At 59.3% G+C, this 16,934-nt stretch carries 14 protein-coding genes; 11 read left to right on the top strand and 3 right to left on the bottom strand.

What is annotated here, in order from left to right:
• The first annotated feature begins 35 nt into the window (after positions 1–35).
• The 9 genes from bioF to QN399_RS11615 all read left to right on the top strand — a co-directional run bounded on the left by bioF (position 36) and on the right by QN399_RS11615 (position 11,397).
• Positions 36–1,226 carry an 8-amino-7-oxononanoate synthase gene (gene bioF / locus QN399_RS11655; protein WP_330200966.1) on the top strand — a complete coding sequence of 397 codons (1,191 nt, stop codon included), beginning with the start codon at positions 36–38 and terminating at the stop codon, positions 1,224–1,226.
• A complete protein-coding gene (locus QN399_RS11650) occupies positions 1,219–1,965 on the top strand; it encodes an alpha/beta fold hydrolase (protein ID WP_322218355.1) in 747 nt (248 codons plus the stop codon). The genes bioF and QN399_RS11650 overlap by 8 nt, the downstream gene beginning before the upstream one ends.
• On the top strand, positions 1,958–2,782 hold the full coding sequence (gene bioC / locus QN399_RS11645) for a malonyl-ACP O-methyltransferase BioC (protein WP_322182593.1): 825 nt from the start codon (positions 1,958–1,960) through the stop codon (positions 2,780–2,782). Before QN399_RS11650 ends, bioC begins: the two co-directional genes overlap by 8 nt.
• Positions 2,783–2,797: 15 nt before the next feature.
• Positions 2,798–3,478, top strand: coding sequence for a dethiobiotin synthase (gene bioD, locus QN399_RS11640; RefSeq protein WP_330200965.1), 681 nt, complete (start codon positions 2,798–2,800; stop codon positions 3,476–3,478).
• Between the two features lie 199 nt (positions 3,479–3,677).
• The gene (locus QN399_RS11635) at positions 3,678–3,974 is read left to right on the top strand and encodes a pyrroloquinoline quinone biosynthesis protein PqqE (protein WP_322182589.1); all 297 of its coding nucleotides are present in this window, start codon (positions 3,678–3,680) and stop codon (positions 3,972–3,974) included.
• A gap of 321 nt (positions 3,975–4,295) precedes the next feature.
• Positions 4,296–6,101, top strand: coding sequence for a phenylacyl-CoA dehydrogenase (locus QN399_RS11630; RefSeq protein WP_330200964.1), 1,806 nt, complete (start codon positions 4,296–4,298; stop codon positions 6,099–6,101).
• 193 nt (positions 6,102–6,294) lie between these two features.
• A complete protein-coding gene (locus tag QN399_RS11625) occupies positions 6,295–7,584 on the top strand; it encodes a GGDEF domain-containing protein (protein WP_322218349.1) in 1,290 nt (429 codons plus the stop codon).
• Positions 7,585–7,673: 89 nt separating this feature from the next.
• The gene (locus tag QN399_RS11620) at positions 7,674–9,470 is read left to right on the top strand and encodes an acyl-CoA dehydrogenase C-terminal domain-containing protein (protein WP_330200963.1); all 1,797 of its coding nucleotides are present in this window, start codon (positions 7,674–7,676) and stop codon (positions 9,468–9,470) included.
• A 148-nt stretch (positions 9,471–9,618) separates the two neighbouring features.
• Complete coding sequence (locus tag QN399_RS11615; protein ID WP_330200962.1) at positions 9,619–11,397, top strand: acyl-CoA dehydrogenase C-terminal domain-containing protein; 1,779 nt, start codon at positions 9,619–9,621, stop codon at positions 11,395–11,397.
• A 261-nt stretch (positions 11,398–11,658) separates the two neighbouring features.
• On the opposite strand, the gene QN399_RS11610 is transcribed toward QN399_RS11615, so the two are convergent.
• Complete coding sequence (locus tag QN399_RS11610) at positions 11,659–12,576, bottom strand: LysR substrate-binding domain-containing protein (RefSeq protein WP_330200961.1); 918 nt, start codon at positions 12,574–12,576, stop codon at positions 11,659–11,661.
• A 102-nt stretch (positions 12,577–12,678) separates the two neighbouring features.
• On the opposite strand from QN399_RS11610, the gene QN399_RS11605 reads away from it, so the two are divergent.
• Positions 12,679–13,377, top strand: coding sequence for an MOSC domain-containing protein (locus QN399_RS11605; RefSeq protein WP_322182577.1), 699 nt, complete (start codon positions 12,679–12,681; stop codon positions 13,375–13,377).
• Positions 13,374–13,982, top strand: a complete 609-nt coding sequence (locus QN399_RS11600; protein ID WP_322182575.1) for an aminotransferase class III-fold pyridoxal phosphate-dependent enzyme — start codon at positions 13,374–13,376, stop codon at positions 13,980–13,982. Before QN399_RS11605 ends, QN399_RS11600 begins: the two co-directional genes overlap by 4 nt.
• Here QN399_RS11600 and QN399_RS11595 read toward each other — a convergent pair.
• On the bottom strand, positions 13,952–15,826 hold the full coding sequence (locus QN399_RS11595; RefSeq protein ID WP_330200960.1) for a prolyl oligopeptidase family serine peptidase: 1,875 nt from the start codon (positions 15,824–15,826) through the stop codon (positions 13,952–13,954). The genes QN399_RS11600 and QN399_RS11595 overlap by 31 nt on opposite strands.
• A complete protein-coding gene (gene pqqE, locus QN399_RS11590) occupies positions 15,792–16,934 on the bottom strand; it encodes a pyrroloquinoline quinone biosynthesis protein PqqE (protein WP_219064583.1) in 1,143 nt (380 codons plus the stop codon). The genes QN399_RS11595 and pqqE overlap by 35 nt, the downstream gene beginning before the upstream one ends.

The following is a 16,934-nucleotide window of genomic DNA, read 5'->3' as shown; positions in this document are numbered from 1 at the left end:
CGGCCTGATTCTCCCCATTAAACGTCGGAGCCTGCATGTCTTTCGATCTCCGCACGCGTCTGGCTGCTCGTCGCGCTGAACAGTTGTATCGCCACCGCCCTCTGTTACAAAGCCCACAAGGCCCTGCAGTGGTGGTCGATGGTCAGCCCTTGTTGGCCTTTTGCAGCAACGATTATCTGGGCCTGGCCAATCACCCTGATGTGGTCGCCGCCTGGCGAGCAGGTGCTGAACGCTGGGGCGTGGGCGGTGGTGCTTCGCATTTGGTGATCGGCCACAGCAGTCCGCACCATGAACTCGAAGAAGCCCTTGCCGACCTGACCGGTCGTCCTCGTGCCTTGCTGTTTTCCAATGGCTACATGGCCAACCTGGGTGCCGTGACGGCGCTGATCGGGCAGGGCGATACGGTGTTGGAAGATCGCCTTAACCACGCCTCTTTGCTCGATGCCGGCTTACTCAGCGGTGCGCGGTTTTCACGTTACCTGCACAACGACGCGAGCAGCCTTGCAGCGCGCCTGGAGAAAGCCAGCGGTAATACGCTGGTGGTCACCGATGGCGTGTTCAGCATGGACGGCGACCTGGCCGACCTGCCAGCGTTGGCGCAAGCGGCGAAGGCCAAAGGCGCCTGGTTGATGGTTGACGACGCCCATGGGTTTGGCCCGTTGGGCGCCACCGGGGCGGGGATCGTCGAGCACTTAGGCTTGAGCCTGGAGGACGTGCCTGTATTGGTCGGCACGCTCGGCAAAGCGTTCGGCACGGCCGGGGCATTTGTCGCGGGCAGTGACGATTTGATCGAAACCCTGATCCAGTTCGCCCGGCCCTACATTTACACCACCAGCCAACCGCCTGCGCTGGCCTGCGCCACGCTGAAAAGCCTTGAGCTGTTGCGCACTGAGCATTGGCGTCGGGAGCATCTGACGCGTTTGATTCAGCAGTTCCGTAGCGGTGCCGAGCAGATCGGCCTGCAACTGATGGACAGCTTCACCCCGATCCAGCCGATCCTGATTGGCGACAGTGGCCGCGCCTTGCGCCTGTCGCAGATGCTGCGTGAGCGCGGCCTGCTGGTGACCGCGATTCGCCCGCCTACCGTGCCCGCCGGCAGTGCGCGTTTGCGCGTGACCTTGTCCGCGGCTCACAGCCAGGCGCAAGTGCAGCTATTGTTAAGTGCATTGGCGCAGTGTTACCCGCTGCTCGACACATGCGAATCGGTGGAAGCAGGCCATGCGTGATCGTCTTGTTTTGCTATCGGGCTGGGGTCTCGGGATCTCGCCGCTGGAGCCGTTGGCTGCTGCTTTACGCGGTCTGGACGAACATTTGCGGGTTGAAGTAGAGCCGCTACCCGAGTTCGACGTGTCCGCTTTCGGAAACGTCGAGCTGAGTGAGCTGCTCGATGAACTGGACGCCACGTTGCCGGATAACGCATGGCTTGGCGGCTGGTCGCTCGGTGGCATGCTGGCAGCGGAACTGGCTGCGCGCCGCGGCGATCGTTGCTGTGGTTTGCTGACGTTTGCCAGCAACACCTGTTTTGTATCGCGTGACGCCTGGCCCAGCGCGATGCCGCCCGAGGACTTCGATGCGTTTCTTGCAGGGTGCAGCGCCGATCCCTTGGGCACGCTCAAGCGCTTCAGCCTGTTGTGCGTGCAAGGTGCCGAAGACCCGCGCGGTCTGGCGCGCCTGCTGTATGCCGGTGCACCCCACACCCCGGCTGACGTGCTGCTCAATGGCTTGAAGTTGCTGGGGCAGCTCGATACCCGGCTTGCCTTACAGGCCTATCGTGGTCCGCAACTGCACCTGTTCGCGGGCCTTGATGCGCTGGTACCGGCAGAGGCTGCCAGTGATGTGCTGACCCTGCTGCCTGATGTCGAGGTTGGCCTGATCGAAGAGGCCAGTCATGCGTTCATCTTGGAAAATCCCCACGGAGTGGCTGCGGCAATTCAGGCCTTTTTGCATGAGTCGGGTGATGACTGATTTATCCTGTTTCAAACAACCAAACACCACCCTGTCCGGTGCCTTGCCCGACAAGCGTCAGGTTGCCGCGTCCTTTTCCCGTGCAGCGGCCAGCTACGACAGCGTCGCCGAATTGCAGCGCGCCGTGGGCAGCGAACTGCTCGCACGCTTGCCGCCTCCGCTGAACCCATCGCGCTGGCTGGACCTGGGCAGCGGCACTGGTTATTTCAGTCGCGCGCTGGCTGAACATTTCACCCAGAGCGAAGGCCTCGCGCTGGATATCGCCGAAGGCATGTTGCGTCATGCGCGTCCATCGGGCGGGGCGCAGCACTTTGTCGCCGGTGATGCCGAGCGCCTGCCGTTGGTGGATCAAAGCTGTGGGCTGATTTTTTCCAGCCTTGCGGTGCAGTGGTGCGCGGACTTTGCTGCGGTGCTCAGCGAAGCGCGGCGTGTGCTGCAACCGGGGGGCGTGTTGGCGTTTGCCAGCCTGTGTGTCGGCACCTTATATGAGCTGCGCGAAAGCTGGCAGGCGGTGGACGGCCTGGTGCACGTTAACCATTTCCGCCCGCTCGACGACTATCAACAGCTGTGCGCGGCCAGTGGCTTGCGGGTGCGAAGCCTCGAAGTGCAGCCCCATGTCCTGCATTACCCGGACGTGCGCAGCCTGACTCATGAGCTGAAAGCCCTCGGCGCGCACAACCTCAACCCTGGCCGACCCGGTGGTTTGACCGGACGCGCGCGCATACTGGGATTGATCGACGCGTATGAGCATTTTCGCCAGAGCGAAGGGCTGCCGGCCACTTACCAAGTGGTCTACGCGGTGTTGGAAAAACCTTGAACAGAAGGTACTGAGATGAGCCGTTCGTATTTCATCGCGGGCACCGATACGGACATCGGTAAAACCACCATTGCTGCCGGGCTGCTGTATGCCGCTCGCCAATCAGGTTTGAGCACGGTAGCGGGCAAACCCGTAGCATCGGGTTGCATTGTCAGCCCCGAGGGGCTGCGCAACGCCGATGCACTGGCACTGCTGGCGGAGTGCTCAGTGACGCTGACCTATGAAGAGGTGAACCCGGTGGCATTCGAGCCGGCCATCGCTCCCCATTTGGCGGCGCGCGAAGCTGGCGTGGCATTGACCGTGCAATCTCTGCTGGAACCCATGCGCTATCTATTGAGCAAGGGTGCTGACTTCACCCTGATTGAAGGGGCTGGGGGCTGGCGCGTGCCGCTCGCCGACCAGAGCAATCTGTCCGATCTTGCAAAGGCACTGCAATTGCCCGTGATTTTGGTAGTTGGGGTGCGTCTGGGTTGCATCAACCACGCACTGTTGACCGCCGAAGCCATCGCCCGGGACGGCCTGCAGCTGGCGGGCTGGGTCGCCAACATTATCGATGGCAAGACGGCTCGCCTGGAAGAAAACCTCGCCACCCTGGCCGAACGCTTGCCAGCGCCGTGCCTGGGACGCGTGCCTCGGCTGAAAAAACCGACGGCTGAGGCCGTGGCGGAATTTCTTCATCTGGAGTTGCTGGATTAAGGGGCGACCTGAGGGGCTCACGCCGTCTATCGCAGCCTTCGGCAGCGCCTACAATTGACCGGGTTTGCTGCGCGACAGTGCTGCGTCAAAAGTACTTTGACTATCGTGCGGCCAATTGCTATTAGTCTTTTTGTCGGGCCTTTTAGGTTTCAGTCTGCTTCAATGACCGGGTTCGCTTTATGAACTGAGGGACCGTCGTATGGAAATCTCCGGAAACACTGCTTTCTACTCGGGCCTGAGCAGCATTCAGGGCGGGCAGGCGCGTGTCGATCAAGCGGCCAGCCAGATCGCCCAAAACGGGGTCGAAACCTCCGCGAATAACCAGTCGTCCAACTACCAGGCTGACCGCCTGCATTCGGTTGATCGCAGCCGGCAAACCGACCTGGCCTCCAGTGCGGTGGAACTGTCTATGGGCAAGATCCAGGCAGATCTCGGGGTCAAGGTCGCCAAGGCTTCCGATGAAGTGCTTGGCACGCTGATCGATACCCACGCTTGAATTCAGTCCTTTCGGTGCGCGCCCGCGCACCGCGATACACCCCTACCTCTTTTACGCTCAACTAAAATTTCTTTTTCGAGACTGCTCGGCATAGTCGTCTTGAGCGTGCTTGTCTGCGGCTGCGGACCTTTGCGCGCGGGATGTACAGCCCATCGGCGATGAATGGCTCGCTTGCTAAGCTTGACAAGGTTTGGTCGTAAACGTATGTTTCAAACAACTGTTTGACCGCTAGGCAACTTGAGATTGTCAGGTGGTTGGGGAAATCCCCACAGCGACCGATCGGTCATTCATTCCAGGATTCATCAGCAGAGGTTTATCGCTATGCCTGACTACAAGGCCCCCTTGCGTGATATTCGCTTCGTTCGTGACGAACTGCTCGGTTATGAAGCGCATTATCAAAGCCTGCCGGCTTGCCAGGACGCTACTCCAGACATGGTTGACGCCATTCTTGAGGAAGGCGCCAAGTTTTGTGAGCAGGTGTTGGCTCCGCTGAATCGTGTCGGCGACACCGAAGGGTGCACCTGGAGCGAGTCCGGCGTGAAAACCCCGTCGGGTTTCAAGCAGGCTTATCAACAATTCGTGGAAGGCGGCTGGCCAAGCCTGGCTCATGACGTCGAGCATGGCGGCCAAGGCCTGCCTGAGTCGCTGGGTCTGGCAGTCAGTGAAATGGTTGGCGAAGCCAACTGGTCGTGGGGGATGTACCCAGGCCTGTCTCATGGCGCGATGAACACCATTTCCGAGCACGGCACCGAAGAACAGCAGCAGGCTTACCTGACCAAGCTGGTTTCCGGCGAATGGACCGGCACCATGTGTCTGACCGAATCGCACTGCGGTACCGATTTGGGCATGTTGCGCACCAAAGCCGAACCTCAGGCTGACGGTTCCTACAAAGTTACGGGCACCAAAATCTTCATTTCTGCTGGCGAACACGACATGGCCGACAACATCGTCCATATCGTGCTGGCACGTCTGCCGGACGCACCGGCTGGCACCAAAGGTATCTCGCTGTTCATCGTGCCGAAGTTTCTGCCAAACGCTGACGGCAGCATCGGCGCTCGCAACGCCGTGAACTGTGGCTCCCTCGAACACAAAATGGGCATCCACGGTAACGCGACCTGCGTGATGAACTTCGACGCGGCCACCGGTTTCCTGATCGGCCAGGCGAACAAAGGCCTGAACTGCATGTTCACCTTTATGAACACCGCGCGTTTGGGCACTGCGTTGCAAGGCCTGGCTCACGCCGAGATCGGCTTCCAGGGCGGCCTGAAATATGCGCGTGATCGCCTGCAAATGCGTTCTTTGACTGGCCCGAAAGCGCCGGAAAAAGCCGCTGACCCGATCATCGTGCACCCTGATGTCCGTCGCATGCTGTTGACCATGAAAGCCTTCGCCGAAGGCAACCGTGCGATGGTGTACTTCACTGCCAAGCTGGTCGACATCGTCAAGTACGGCCAGGACGTTGAGCAGAAGAAACAAGCAGACGCCCTGTTGGCGTTCATGACCCCGATTGCGAAGGCCTTCATGACTGAAGTGGGCTTCGAGTCCGCTAACCATGGTGTGCAGATCTATGGTGGACACGGCTTCATCGCCGAGTGGGGCATGGAGCAGAACGTTCGCGACAGCCGTATTTCCATGCTGTACGAAGGCACCACCGGTATTCAGGCGTTGGACCTGCTCGGCCGTAAAGTGTTGATGACCCAAGGCGAAGCGCTCAAGGGCTTCACCAAGATCGTCCACAAGTTCTGCCAGACCAACGAAGGCAACGAAGCCGTCAAAGAGTTCGTCGAGCCGTTGGCTGCGCTGAACAAAGAGTGGGGCGAGCTGACCATGAAGGTTGGTATGGCGGCCATGAAGGATCGCGAAGAAGTCGGTGCTGCGTCGGTGGATTACCTGATGTATTCCGGTTATGCATGTCTGGCTTATTTCTGGGCTGACATGGCGCGTCTGGCGGCGGAAAAGCTCGCTGCCGGTACCAGTGAAGAAGCGTTCTACACAGCCAAGCTGCAAACAGCACGTTTCTACTTCCAGCGCATTCTGCCGCGTACCCGTACACACGTTGTGACCATGCTGTCGGGTGCAAACAACCTGATGGACATGAAAGAAGAAAACTTCGCTCTGGGTTACTAAACCCTCGCGCAGCCTCTGAAAAGCCGCTTCTCCTATGGGGGAAGCGGCTTTTTTACGTTCAGATTTCCCCGGTGTGGCCGCTAACAAAGACTTGAGCATGTTTTTGAGCCATTTGAGTGCTTAACGCAGGCAGTGCAGGCACAATGCCATCTGTCGATATTTCTATTGTTACGCCGGGTAGGAGTCATCCCCCTTGCCGCGTTTTTCTCCCGTACGTTTTAGTCATTTCCTGCCATCGTTGTTGCTGTTGGTTGCGGGGCTTGCTGCTGCGTACGTGAAGGACCTCAACGTCTTCTTCACTTCGCTGTTCAACGTGCTGCCAACCCTGGTTCTGTTATTGGGTGGTGCTTACTGCGGGGTCTATCGGCGTCAGCGCGAGCTGTTTCTGATGATCACGGTCTACACCGCCTACTTCCTGCTCGACACCCAGACCGATTATTACCGAGACAATGGCAAGGTGCGTGAAGACGCTGCCGTGGTCTTTCACCTGTGCTGCCTGTTGCTGCCGCTGTTGTTCGGTGTGTTCGCTGCATGGGAGGAGCGCACCCATTTGTTCCGCGATCTGGTGGCCCGCTTTGCCGTATTGTTCGCGGTTGGTAGTGTCGCCCTGGCGTTGGAGCAAAGTTATCCACAGGCGCTGCTGAGCTGGCTGGCGGTGATCCGCTGGCCGGCCCTGCATGGCAACTGGATGAGCCTGATTCAGTTGGCGTACCCGGTATTTTTTGCGAGCTTCGTCTTGTTGACGGTGCAATACCTACGCAAACCGCGTCCGTTGCACGCTGCTCAGATAGTGGGTTTGGTGGGGTTGTTCTGGGCGCTGCCAAAAACATTCATTCTGCCGTTCACCCTGAATGTCATGTGCAGCCAGGTGATGCTGATGATTGCTGCGGCCGTTGCACATGAGGCTTATCAAATGGCCTTTCGCGATGAGCTCACCGGACTGCCTGGTCGTCGTGCGCTTAATGAGCGCATGCAGCGCCTGGGGCGTAATTATGTGTTGGCGATGACCGACGTCGATCACTTCAAGAAATTCAACGACACCCATGGGCATGACGTCGGCGATCAGGTGCTGCGTCTGGTGGCCAGCAAGTTGTCGAAAGTCACTGGCGGTGGTCGTGCCTACCGCTATGGCGGTGAAGAATTTGCCGTGGTGTTCGCGGGCAAGACGCTGGAAGAATGCATGCCCCACCTGGAGGCGATCCGCGAAGCCATCGCCACATACAACATTCATCTACGCAATCAGGATCGTCCACAAGACGATCAACAGGGTCGTCAACGCAGAAGCAGTGCCCAGGCGAGCAGCGTTTCGGTGACCGTCAGTATCGGTGTCGCCGAACGGCAAGTGGACCACCGAACTGCCGAGGAAGTCCTCAAGTCTGCCGACCAGGCGCTCTACAGTGCCAAAGGTGCAGGGCGCAATTGCGTGATGTTCCACGGCCAGAGCCGCAGCGGCGCAGTGCGGATGGCTGGCGCTGGCGGTTGAGTGATGACGGCGCATTCAGCGTCTCTAGTGTGGTTGTTCGGGTCAGGTCTGCGCAGTAGGTTGACGCATCTGCTGCCGGAGAAAAAACCATGCCTGACTATAAAGCTCCCCTGCGCGATATGCGCTTTCTGATCGACTACGTTTTTGACTTTCCAGCTCATTACGCAAGGCTCGGAGCTGACGACGCGAGCCCGGATATGGTCAGCGCAATCCTTGAAGAAGGGGCCAAATTCTGCGAACAGGTGCTGTCGCCGCTGAACCGGTCTGGCGATGAAGAAGGCTGTCATTTCGATCAGGGCGTGGTCACCACACCCAAGGGCTTCAAGGAAGCGTTTGCCCAATACGTCGAGGGCGGCTGGCACGGCCTGGCAGCGGATCCGGCTTATGGCGGGCAGGGACTGCCATTGTCTCTGGGCTTGGTCATCAGCGAAATGATCGGGTCGAGTAATACGTCCTGGGGGATGTACCCCGGCTTGACCCATGGCGCGATGTCGGCGATCCATACCCACGGCACTGACGCGCAGAAACAGACCTACCTGAGCAAGCTGACTGAAGGTCAATGGACCGGGACTATGTGCCTGACTGAAGCCCACTGCGGTACCGACCTGGGCATCATCAAAACCCGGGCCGTACCGCAAGCGGATGGCAGCTACGCCGTGTCCGGCAGCAAGATTTTTATCTCCGCTGGCGAACACGACATGAGCCAGAATATCGTGCACCTGGTACTGGCGAAACTGCCGGATGCACCGGCGGGCACCAAAGGCATCTCGCTGTTCATTGTGCCCAAGTTCTTGCCGGACGCCGCAGGCGACGCGGGCCAGCGCAACGGCGTGTCGTGTGGTTCGATCGAACACAAGATGGGGATCAAGGCGTCGGCCACCTGCGTGCTCAACTTCGACAGCGCCACCGGTTACCTGATCGGCGAGGCCAACAAGGGCCTCAACTGCATGTTCACCATGATGAACCACGCACGCCTGGGCACGGGGATGCAGGGCTTGTGCCTGGGCGAAGCCAGCTTCCAGGGTGCGATAAAATACGCCAATGAACGTTTACAGATGCGTGCGCTGACCGGCCCCAAAGCGCCGGATAAGGTCGCTGATCCGATCATTGTCCACCCTGATGTTCGCCGCATGTTGCTGACCATGAAAGCCTTCAACGAAGGCAATCGCGCACTGACGTACATGACTGCCCAGTTGCTCGATACCGCACACATGAGCAGCGACGCGGGTCAGCGCGAGGAGGCGGAAAACCTGTTGGCGTTCCTCACGCCGATCTGCAAAGCGTTCATGACCGAGACCGGCCTGGAAGTGACCAACCATGGCATGCAGGTCTTCGGCGGCCACGGCTATATTCGTGAGTGGGGCATGGAGCAGTTGGTGCGCGACTGTCGGATTGCACCCATTTATGAAGGCACCAACGGCATTCAGGCCCTCGATTTGCTCGGCCGCAAAGTATTGGGCAGTCAAGGAAAACTGCTGCGTGGCTTCACCAAAATCGTCCACACATTTTGCGAAGCCAATGCCGGGCATCCACAGCTCAAGGGCTTCGTTGCGCAGTTGAGTGGGTTAAACAAACAGTGGGGCGAACTGACCACCCACATCGGCATGGCGGCCATGAAAAACCCGGACGAAGTGGGCGCAGCTGCGCTGGATTACCTGATGTACAGCGGCTATATCATTCTTGGGTACCTGTGGTTGCGCATGGCACTGGTGGCTCAGACTCAGCTGGAGGACGGCAGCGGCGAGGCGGATTATTGCCAGGCCAAGCTGGCGACCTGCGCGTTCTACTTCAAGCGTCTGTTGCCGCGCACCGGTGCCCACCAAGCGGCCATCGAGGCGGGCAGTGATTGCCTGATGCAGTTGCCCGCGCAGCTGTTCGCCTTGTAATCCCTAGCCGGTCGTGAGCGCTGCATCGTCTCAATGAGCATGACCAAAAATTACAAATTGGTCATGCTTCGACCCTATGTGTCGCAAATGGTGTTCGGTTACACTTGATGTCTCCGTTACACCGGCTCAATTTTTTGCGAGGTTTGCCATGGCTGACTACAAAGCGCCCCTGCGTGATATGCGCTTCGTCCTTAATGAAGTTTTCGAGGTTGCCACGCTTTGGGCTCAGCTGCCGGCGTTGGCCGAAACAGTGGACGCCGACACGGTAGAGGCCATTCTCGAAGAGGCGGGTAAAGTCACCAGCAAAAGCATCGCGCCGCTCAGTCGGAGTGGCGATGAAGAGGGCTGCCACTGGAATGACGGCGTCGTGACCACTCCGGCCGGATTCCCCGAGGCTTATCAGACGTACGCTGACGGTGGTTGGGTCGGTGTCGGTGGTGACCCGGCGTTCGGCGGCATGGGCATGCCCAAAGTAGTGTCGGCTCAGGTCGAAGAAATGATCAATTCCTCAAGCCTGGCGTTCGGTTTGTATCCGATGCTGACATCCGGTGCGTGTGTCTCGATCAACACCCATGCCAGCGAAGCGCTCAAGGCCACTTATCTGCCGAATATGTACTCTGGGGTCTGGGCCGGTTCCATGTGCCTGACCGAGTCCCATGCCGGTACCGATCTGGGGATTATTCGCACCAAAGCCGATCCTCAGGCCGACGGCTCCTACACAATCAGCGGCACCAAGATATTCATCACGGGCGGCGAGCACGACCTGACTGAAAACATCATCCATTTGGTCCTGGCCAAGCTGCCAGATGCGCCAGCAGGCCCGAAAGGCATCTCGCTGTTCCTGGTGCCCAAGTTCATGGTCAATGCCGACGGGACTCTGGGTGAGCGTAACCCGGTCAGCTGTGGCTCCATCGAACACAAAATGGGTATTCAGGCGTCCGCTACCTGTGTGATGAACTTCGATGCGGCGGTCGGTTACCTCGTGGGTGAACCTAACAAAGGCCTGGCGGCCATGTTCACCATGATGAACTACGAGCGTCTGGGTGTCGGTATCCAGGGCCTGGCCTCCGGCGAGCGTTCGTACCAGAACGCTATCGAATATGCCCGCGACCGCCTGCAAAGTCGCTCGCCGACCGGCGCTAAAGCCAAGGATAAAATTGCCGATCCGATCATTGTTCACCCCGATGTGCGCCGCATGCTGTTGACCATGAAAGCCTCCAACGAAGGCGGTCGTGCGTTCTCCACTTACGTGGCCATGCAACTGGATATCGCCAAGTTCAGCGAAGACGCTGCAGCGCGTAAACGTGCCGATGATCTGGTGGCGTTGCTGACGCCAGTGGCGAAGGCGTTCCTGACCGATCTTGGGCTGGAAACCACAGTGCACGGTCAGCAAGTGTTCGGCGGCCACGGCTTCATTCGTGAGTGGGGCCAGGAGCAACTGGTCCGCGACGTGCGGATCACCCAGATCTACGAGGGTACTAACGGTATCCAGGCGCTGGACCTGGTCGGGCGCAAAATCGTGGGCAACGGCGGTGCGTACTACACGCTCTTCGCTGACGAAATTCGTCAGTTCACCGCCGGTGCCGGCCGAGAGCTGGCCGAATTCACCAAGCCGTTGAACGCTGCACTCGATACCCTCGATGAACTGACGCATTGGGTACTGGAGCAATCCAAAGATAACCCCAACGAAATCGGCGCTGCATCGGTCGAGTACCTGCACGCTTTCGGCTACACCGCCTATGCCTACATGTGGGCCTTGATGGCCAAGGCGGCGTTCGGTAAAGAAACCCGGGAAGACTTCTACGCCAGCAAACTGGGAACTGCGCGTTTCTACTTCGCCCGTCTGCTGCCGCGTATTCAGTCCTTGAGCGCGTCGGTCAAGGCTGGCAGTGAAACGCTGTTCCTGCTCGAGGCTTCGCAGTTTTGATTTCGGGTCGGACAGGTCTGACGCAATGTAAGCATTTGCTTACATGACGTGCTGCTGTTTGCCCCTATCGTTTGTATGGATCCAAAGCTAATCTACTTCACATGGACGTAGCGCAGGAAGCGCATAAAACACAACACGGACACGTAAGGATTCCTGCCAGGATGGCGGGGCGAAAAGGATGTCAGGGAAACAGTCTGCAAAGCCCCGCTTCGGCGGGGTTTTCTTTTTGTGCGCGATTTAGCGTCACTCGCCTGATAGATGTCAGCTCAGCTCATCCAGCGACACCGGCAGGCCCGGACGTCCATTGACCACTTCCTCCATCAATGAACGCAGCAGTTCCAGCGTCGGCTGTTGACGTTGCGCATCGCGGAAAACCAATCCAACCTTGAGCGGCACCCGCGGTTCTGTCAGCGGTTTCCAAAGCAGCCCCGGGTTTTCCTGAGTTCGCTGCACGCGCCCCGGTAATACCGTCGCCAACGTGGTATTGAGCAGGCTGTCGAGTATGCCTGACATGCTATTGAGTTCCGCCTGCACATGCGGCCTGCGTCCCAGGTTAGCCAGTTGTGCCTGCCAGATTTGCCGCACCTGATACTCTTCGCCCAGCAACAGCATCGGCAGTTCCGCCGCCTGACTTAGCGATACCTTCTTGAACTCGCGCAGCGGGTGGTTGGCGGGGATGACCAACTGTAACTCGTCTTCATAGAGCAACAAGCTGTGCAAGCCGGGTTGATGCGCAGGCAGAAAGCTGATGCCGATGTCCAGCGCCCCATTGAGCAGGCGCCGTTCGATCTCCAGTCCGGACAGCTCGTAGATGTGCACCACCAAATGCGGCTGCGCCTTGCGTACGCGCTCGAGTAACTGTGGCACCAGGCCCAGCACCGTTTGCAGCACGCCAATCGCCAAGGTATGTGCCGACTGCCCTTTGAAGTTACGCAGTGCATCGCGGGCGCGTTGCATGCCGTCGAGCAAAGGCAGGGCGTGATTGTAAAGCGTATGTGCGGCCAGGGTCGGCACCAGACGCTTGCTGCTGCGTTCGAACAGGCTGACATCAAGGGTGTGTTCGAGCTGACGAATCTGCTGCGAAAGCGCCGGCTGCGACAGTGAAAGTCGCTCCGCGGCCCGTCCGACGTGGCCTTCTTCATATACAGCGACAAAATACCGCAGCTGCCGAAAATCCATAAGTAAATCTTATCGAAAATGCTGGGAAATCGAAATGGCTGTGAGCCCCTAGGAAGCCTAGTCTACGCCCATTCCACGAGGCTTACAGGGCCAGAAATTTCGATGAATAGCGTGTATGTCGAAGGCGTTTACATAGGGAAAGCAAAAAACCTTGGTCATGGATTGGTCATTGATATCGATAAACAGCGGCTCGAACGCCGAACTTGGCTCTGGCCACAAGGCCTGGGATGTGATGAGCATGGCGATCCGCGCTTTCATACCGGGCCAGAACGCGCGCTGCATCATTATCCCGCCGAACACTATGCCTACTGGCGCACGCTTTATCCGCACATCGACTGGAGCGCCCCGGCGTTTGGCGAAAACCTCTCCACCCTTGGCTTGACCGAAGAGCACGCCTGCCTGGGCGACATGTTCCGCTGGGGCACGGCGCTGCTGCAGATCAGTCAGCCGCGCTCGCCGTGTTATCGCTTGAGCCAGCGCTGGGGTCTGCAAGACATGCCGCAACAGGCGCAAGACAGTGGTCGCTGTGGCTGGTTTTACCGGGTGCTCAAACCCGGGTTCGTCAGTGCGAGCGATCCTTTCGAGCTGGTTCAGCGCAGCTACCCCGGCTTGACCGTGGCGTGGGCCTTGCGCAGTTTCTACACGGAGCCGCTGGAGCGTGCGGGTCTGAAAAAACTGGTGGATTGCCCCGCACTCGCTTCGCGCTGGCGTGATATTGCGCTCAAGCGCTTACGCACCGGGCAGGTCGAAGACTGGACCGACCGCCTGCTGGGGCTTCCGCTGGTGGGGTTGCGGGCATGAACGTGTTCAAGCTGTTGTTTGGCCGTCTGGAACAGAATGACGCGGGTATCGAGCTGGAACCGGAAAGCGCTGATGCGTACGCGGGACTCAGTCTGGGTGAGCGCTTGCGCTGCAGTACGGCCAGCGATCAGGTGCTTATCGTCGAGACTGCCGCCGAGGCCCGGGAGGTGGCAATCAGGCTGACAAGCACTTGGGGTCAGGAGCATCGCCGCGGTGCCTTCGGGATCATTTCGTCGGGCAGCTGCAGACCGAATGCGATCAACGTTCCATTCAATGATCTGGCGGCGCTGCATGCCGCTGTCGACGCGCAGACTGTTGCGATCATTTTGGAGCCGATTCGCGGCGGCCACGAAAGCCTGGCCGCGACCCGTGCGTACTTTCAGGGTGTCGCCCAGCTGTGTCGCGAGTTGAAGATCCTGTTGATTCTCGATGAAACCCTGACGGGTATGGGCCGTCGCGAAACGCTGCTGTGTGAAACATGTTGCGGGATCCGCGCCGACATCATCGTCCTGGGCTGCGCGGTGGAAGGCAGCAGGCCGGTGGCGGCGGTATTGGCCCGCTCGACCGCTTCAAGTCACGAGCGCCGGGATGTTGTTGCGGCTTGAGGGGCCTGCACCGTGTCGCAGCTGTCGATGACATCGCGATAAAACCGCCATTCCTCTTCCAGCGCATGGGCCTGGTTCGCCGCCTTGCGAAAACCGTGGCGCTCGTCGAGGTAGAAGTGGGCTTCGGCGCGGATATTATTGTCCAGCAAGGCCTTAAGCATGTCGCGGGTCTGCGCGGGCACCACCACCGTATCCAGTTCGCCCTGAAAGAAGATCACCGGCACGCTGATCTCGCTGGCGTGCAGTAGCGGGGTACGGGCCTGGTAGCGCTCTATGTCTTTCTCGGGATCGCCGATCAGCCAATCCAGATAATCCGCCTCGAATTTGTGAGTCACAAGGCCTAGCGCAATCGGATCACTGACGCCGTACAAACTCGCCCCTGCGCGAAACACCCGACGGAACGCCAGCGCACACAGGGTGGTGTAGCCGCCCGCACTGCCGCCTCGAATGAAGGCCTGATCAGGGTTGATCATCGACCGTTCGGCGAGGTATGCGACCACAGCACAGGCGTCGTCGACGTCGGCTTCGCCCCAGTTCAAATGCAGGCTTTGCCGATAGGCGCGACCATAACCGGTACTGCCACGGTAGTTGAGGTCGGCGACAGCGAATCCGCGCTGACTCCAGTATTGGATACGCGGATCCAGGACCGGATAACAGGCCGACGTCGGGCCGCCATGAATGAACACCACCAAGGGTGGTTTTTGCTCACCGGTCATGGCCGGGTAGAAAAAGCCATGAGCCTCGCCGGTGCTGCTTGGGTAGCGCAGCGCTTGAGGGCGGCTGATGCGCTCGGCGGGCAGCGGCGCAACACCACCGGCCAGCACCTGCACGCGATGGTCCTTGCGCTGGATGGCCAGAACGGCTGAAGGGCTGATCGCCGAGGCCGCGATGCAGTAGATAAACTGCTCATCCACGGCCAGGCTGCGGAAGCGGCTGTAATCGCCAGTGAAATCCTCCAACGTGCCGTCGGCATGACACATACCCAGTCGGCCAAAACCCTCTTCGGACCAGCTCGCCAGATAATCGCCGTTATCCAGCGGCAGCCAGGTGCTGCCGCCCAATTGCCACGGCGCGGGGGAGTGATCAGCCCTGGCAGCAGGAAGCGCCGCGAGGCCGGTGGGCGTCTCGCCCCACGGCTGCCAGAAGCCATCACGATCAGTCAGGCAAAACAGGTGGTCCAGGGCGTCGAAGCGCGGTTGTTGCAGAGACTCCTCGGTGACATCCCCGGCAACACAGTGTGCTCGTCCCCAATGGCCATCGGTCTGGCGTTCTGCGCACATCAACCGGGTCGAGGTCCATGGCTGATGCGGGCGTTGCCACTCGATCCAGGCCAGGCGCTTACCGATGGGACCAAGGGTCGGCGCAGCATAGAAATCAGCGCCTTCAGCCAGCAGATGGCGTTGACCGTCCGCGATATCGAGGGCGACCAAACGATGGGTGTCGTGATCTTCTTCCACGGCCAGAATCTGACCGTTGGCAAATCGCAAATCGCCATAACGTTTGTTGCCACGGCTCAACAGCTCAGGGACGCTGTCATCGAACCGTTGGCGATATATTTGCTGATCAGCCTCATTGACGAACAGTACGGCGTCGTCGCTCAAGCAGAACGAACCACCGCCATATTCATAGACCCGACTGCGCACACTGAAACCGTCAGGCGTCAGGCATTGCGTCTGGCCCTGATGCCAGCGCCAGACGCGACAGGTGGCATCTTCAGGGCGGTATTCGTTCCAGAACAGGCCGGCCGGGCTGACCGCCAGTTCTGCGAAATCAACGCCCGCCGCCACTGCCTGCGCGGCACTTAAAAGCTCAGGATTTGATGATGAGGCGTGAGTTGCGTTCATTGCGGAAAGCCAGCTGCTCAATGGTCTGAGTAGCATACTCGGCTTCTTCGCGGGCCTGAATAATCATCCCGTGATGCTCCGATTTACTGCAGACCGGGTCGGCATTGCTGGCATCGCCGGTCAGCATAAAGGCCTGGCAACGGCATCCACCGAAGTCTTTTTCCTTCTCGTCGCAAGAACGGCAGGGCTCGGGCATCCAGTCATAACCACGGAAACGATTGAAGCCGAACGAGTCGTACCAGATGTGCTGCATGCTGTGATCGCGCACATTGGGAAACTGCACCGGCATCTGCCGCGCACCATGGCACGGCAGGGCGGTACCGTCCGGGGTCACGGTGAGGAAGATGCTGCCCCAGCCATTCATGCAGGCTTTTGGGCGCTCTTCGTAGTAATCCGGTGTGACGAAAATCAGTTTGCACGGGTGATTTTCTGCGGCCAGTTTGGCCCGGTATTCGTTGGTGACGCGCTCGGCACGCACCAGTTGCTCACGGGTCGGCAACAGGCCAACACGGTTGAGTTGCGCCCAGCCATAGAACTGGCAAGTGGCAAGCTCGACGAAGTCCGCTTCGAGTGCGATGCACAGCTCGATGATGCGGTCGATCTTGTCGATGTTGTGCCGGTGGGTGACAAAATTCAGCACCATCGGGTAGCCGTGGGCTTTCACTGCGCGGGCCATTTCCAGCTTCTGCGCAAAGGCTTTTTTCGAGCCGGCCAGCAGGTTGTTCACCTGCTCGTCGCTGGCCTGGAAGCTGATCTGGATATGGTCCAGCCCGGCTTTTTTGAAGTCAGCGATCTTCTGTTCGGTCAAACCTATGCCGGAGGTGATCAGGTTGGTGTAGAAACCCAGCCGACGTGCTTCGGCAATCAGTTCTGCCAGGTCCTGACGCACCAGCGGTTCGCCGCCGGAAAAACCGATCTGCGCCGCGCCCATCTCCCGTGCTTCACGGAACACCTTGAACCACTCTTCGGTGGTCAGCTCTTGCCCTTGCGCGGCGAAATCCAGCGGGTTGGAGCAGTACGGGCATTGCAGCGGGCAGCGATACGTCAGCTCGGCCAGTAGCCATAAAGGCAAACCGGTTTCAGGCTTGGGCGGTAGTTGCTGCGTCAA

Origin of the sequence: Pseudomonas sp. 10C3, assembly GCF_036346185.1 — a bacterium.
GTDB lineage: Bacteria > Pseudomonadota > Gammaproteobacteria > Pseudomonadales > Pseudomonadaceae > Aquipseudomonas.
The sequence above is the reverse complement of the archived record's forward strand: the minus strand, read 5'-3'. Positions and strand labels throughout refer to the sequence as shown.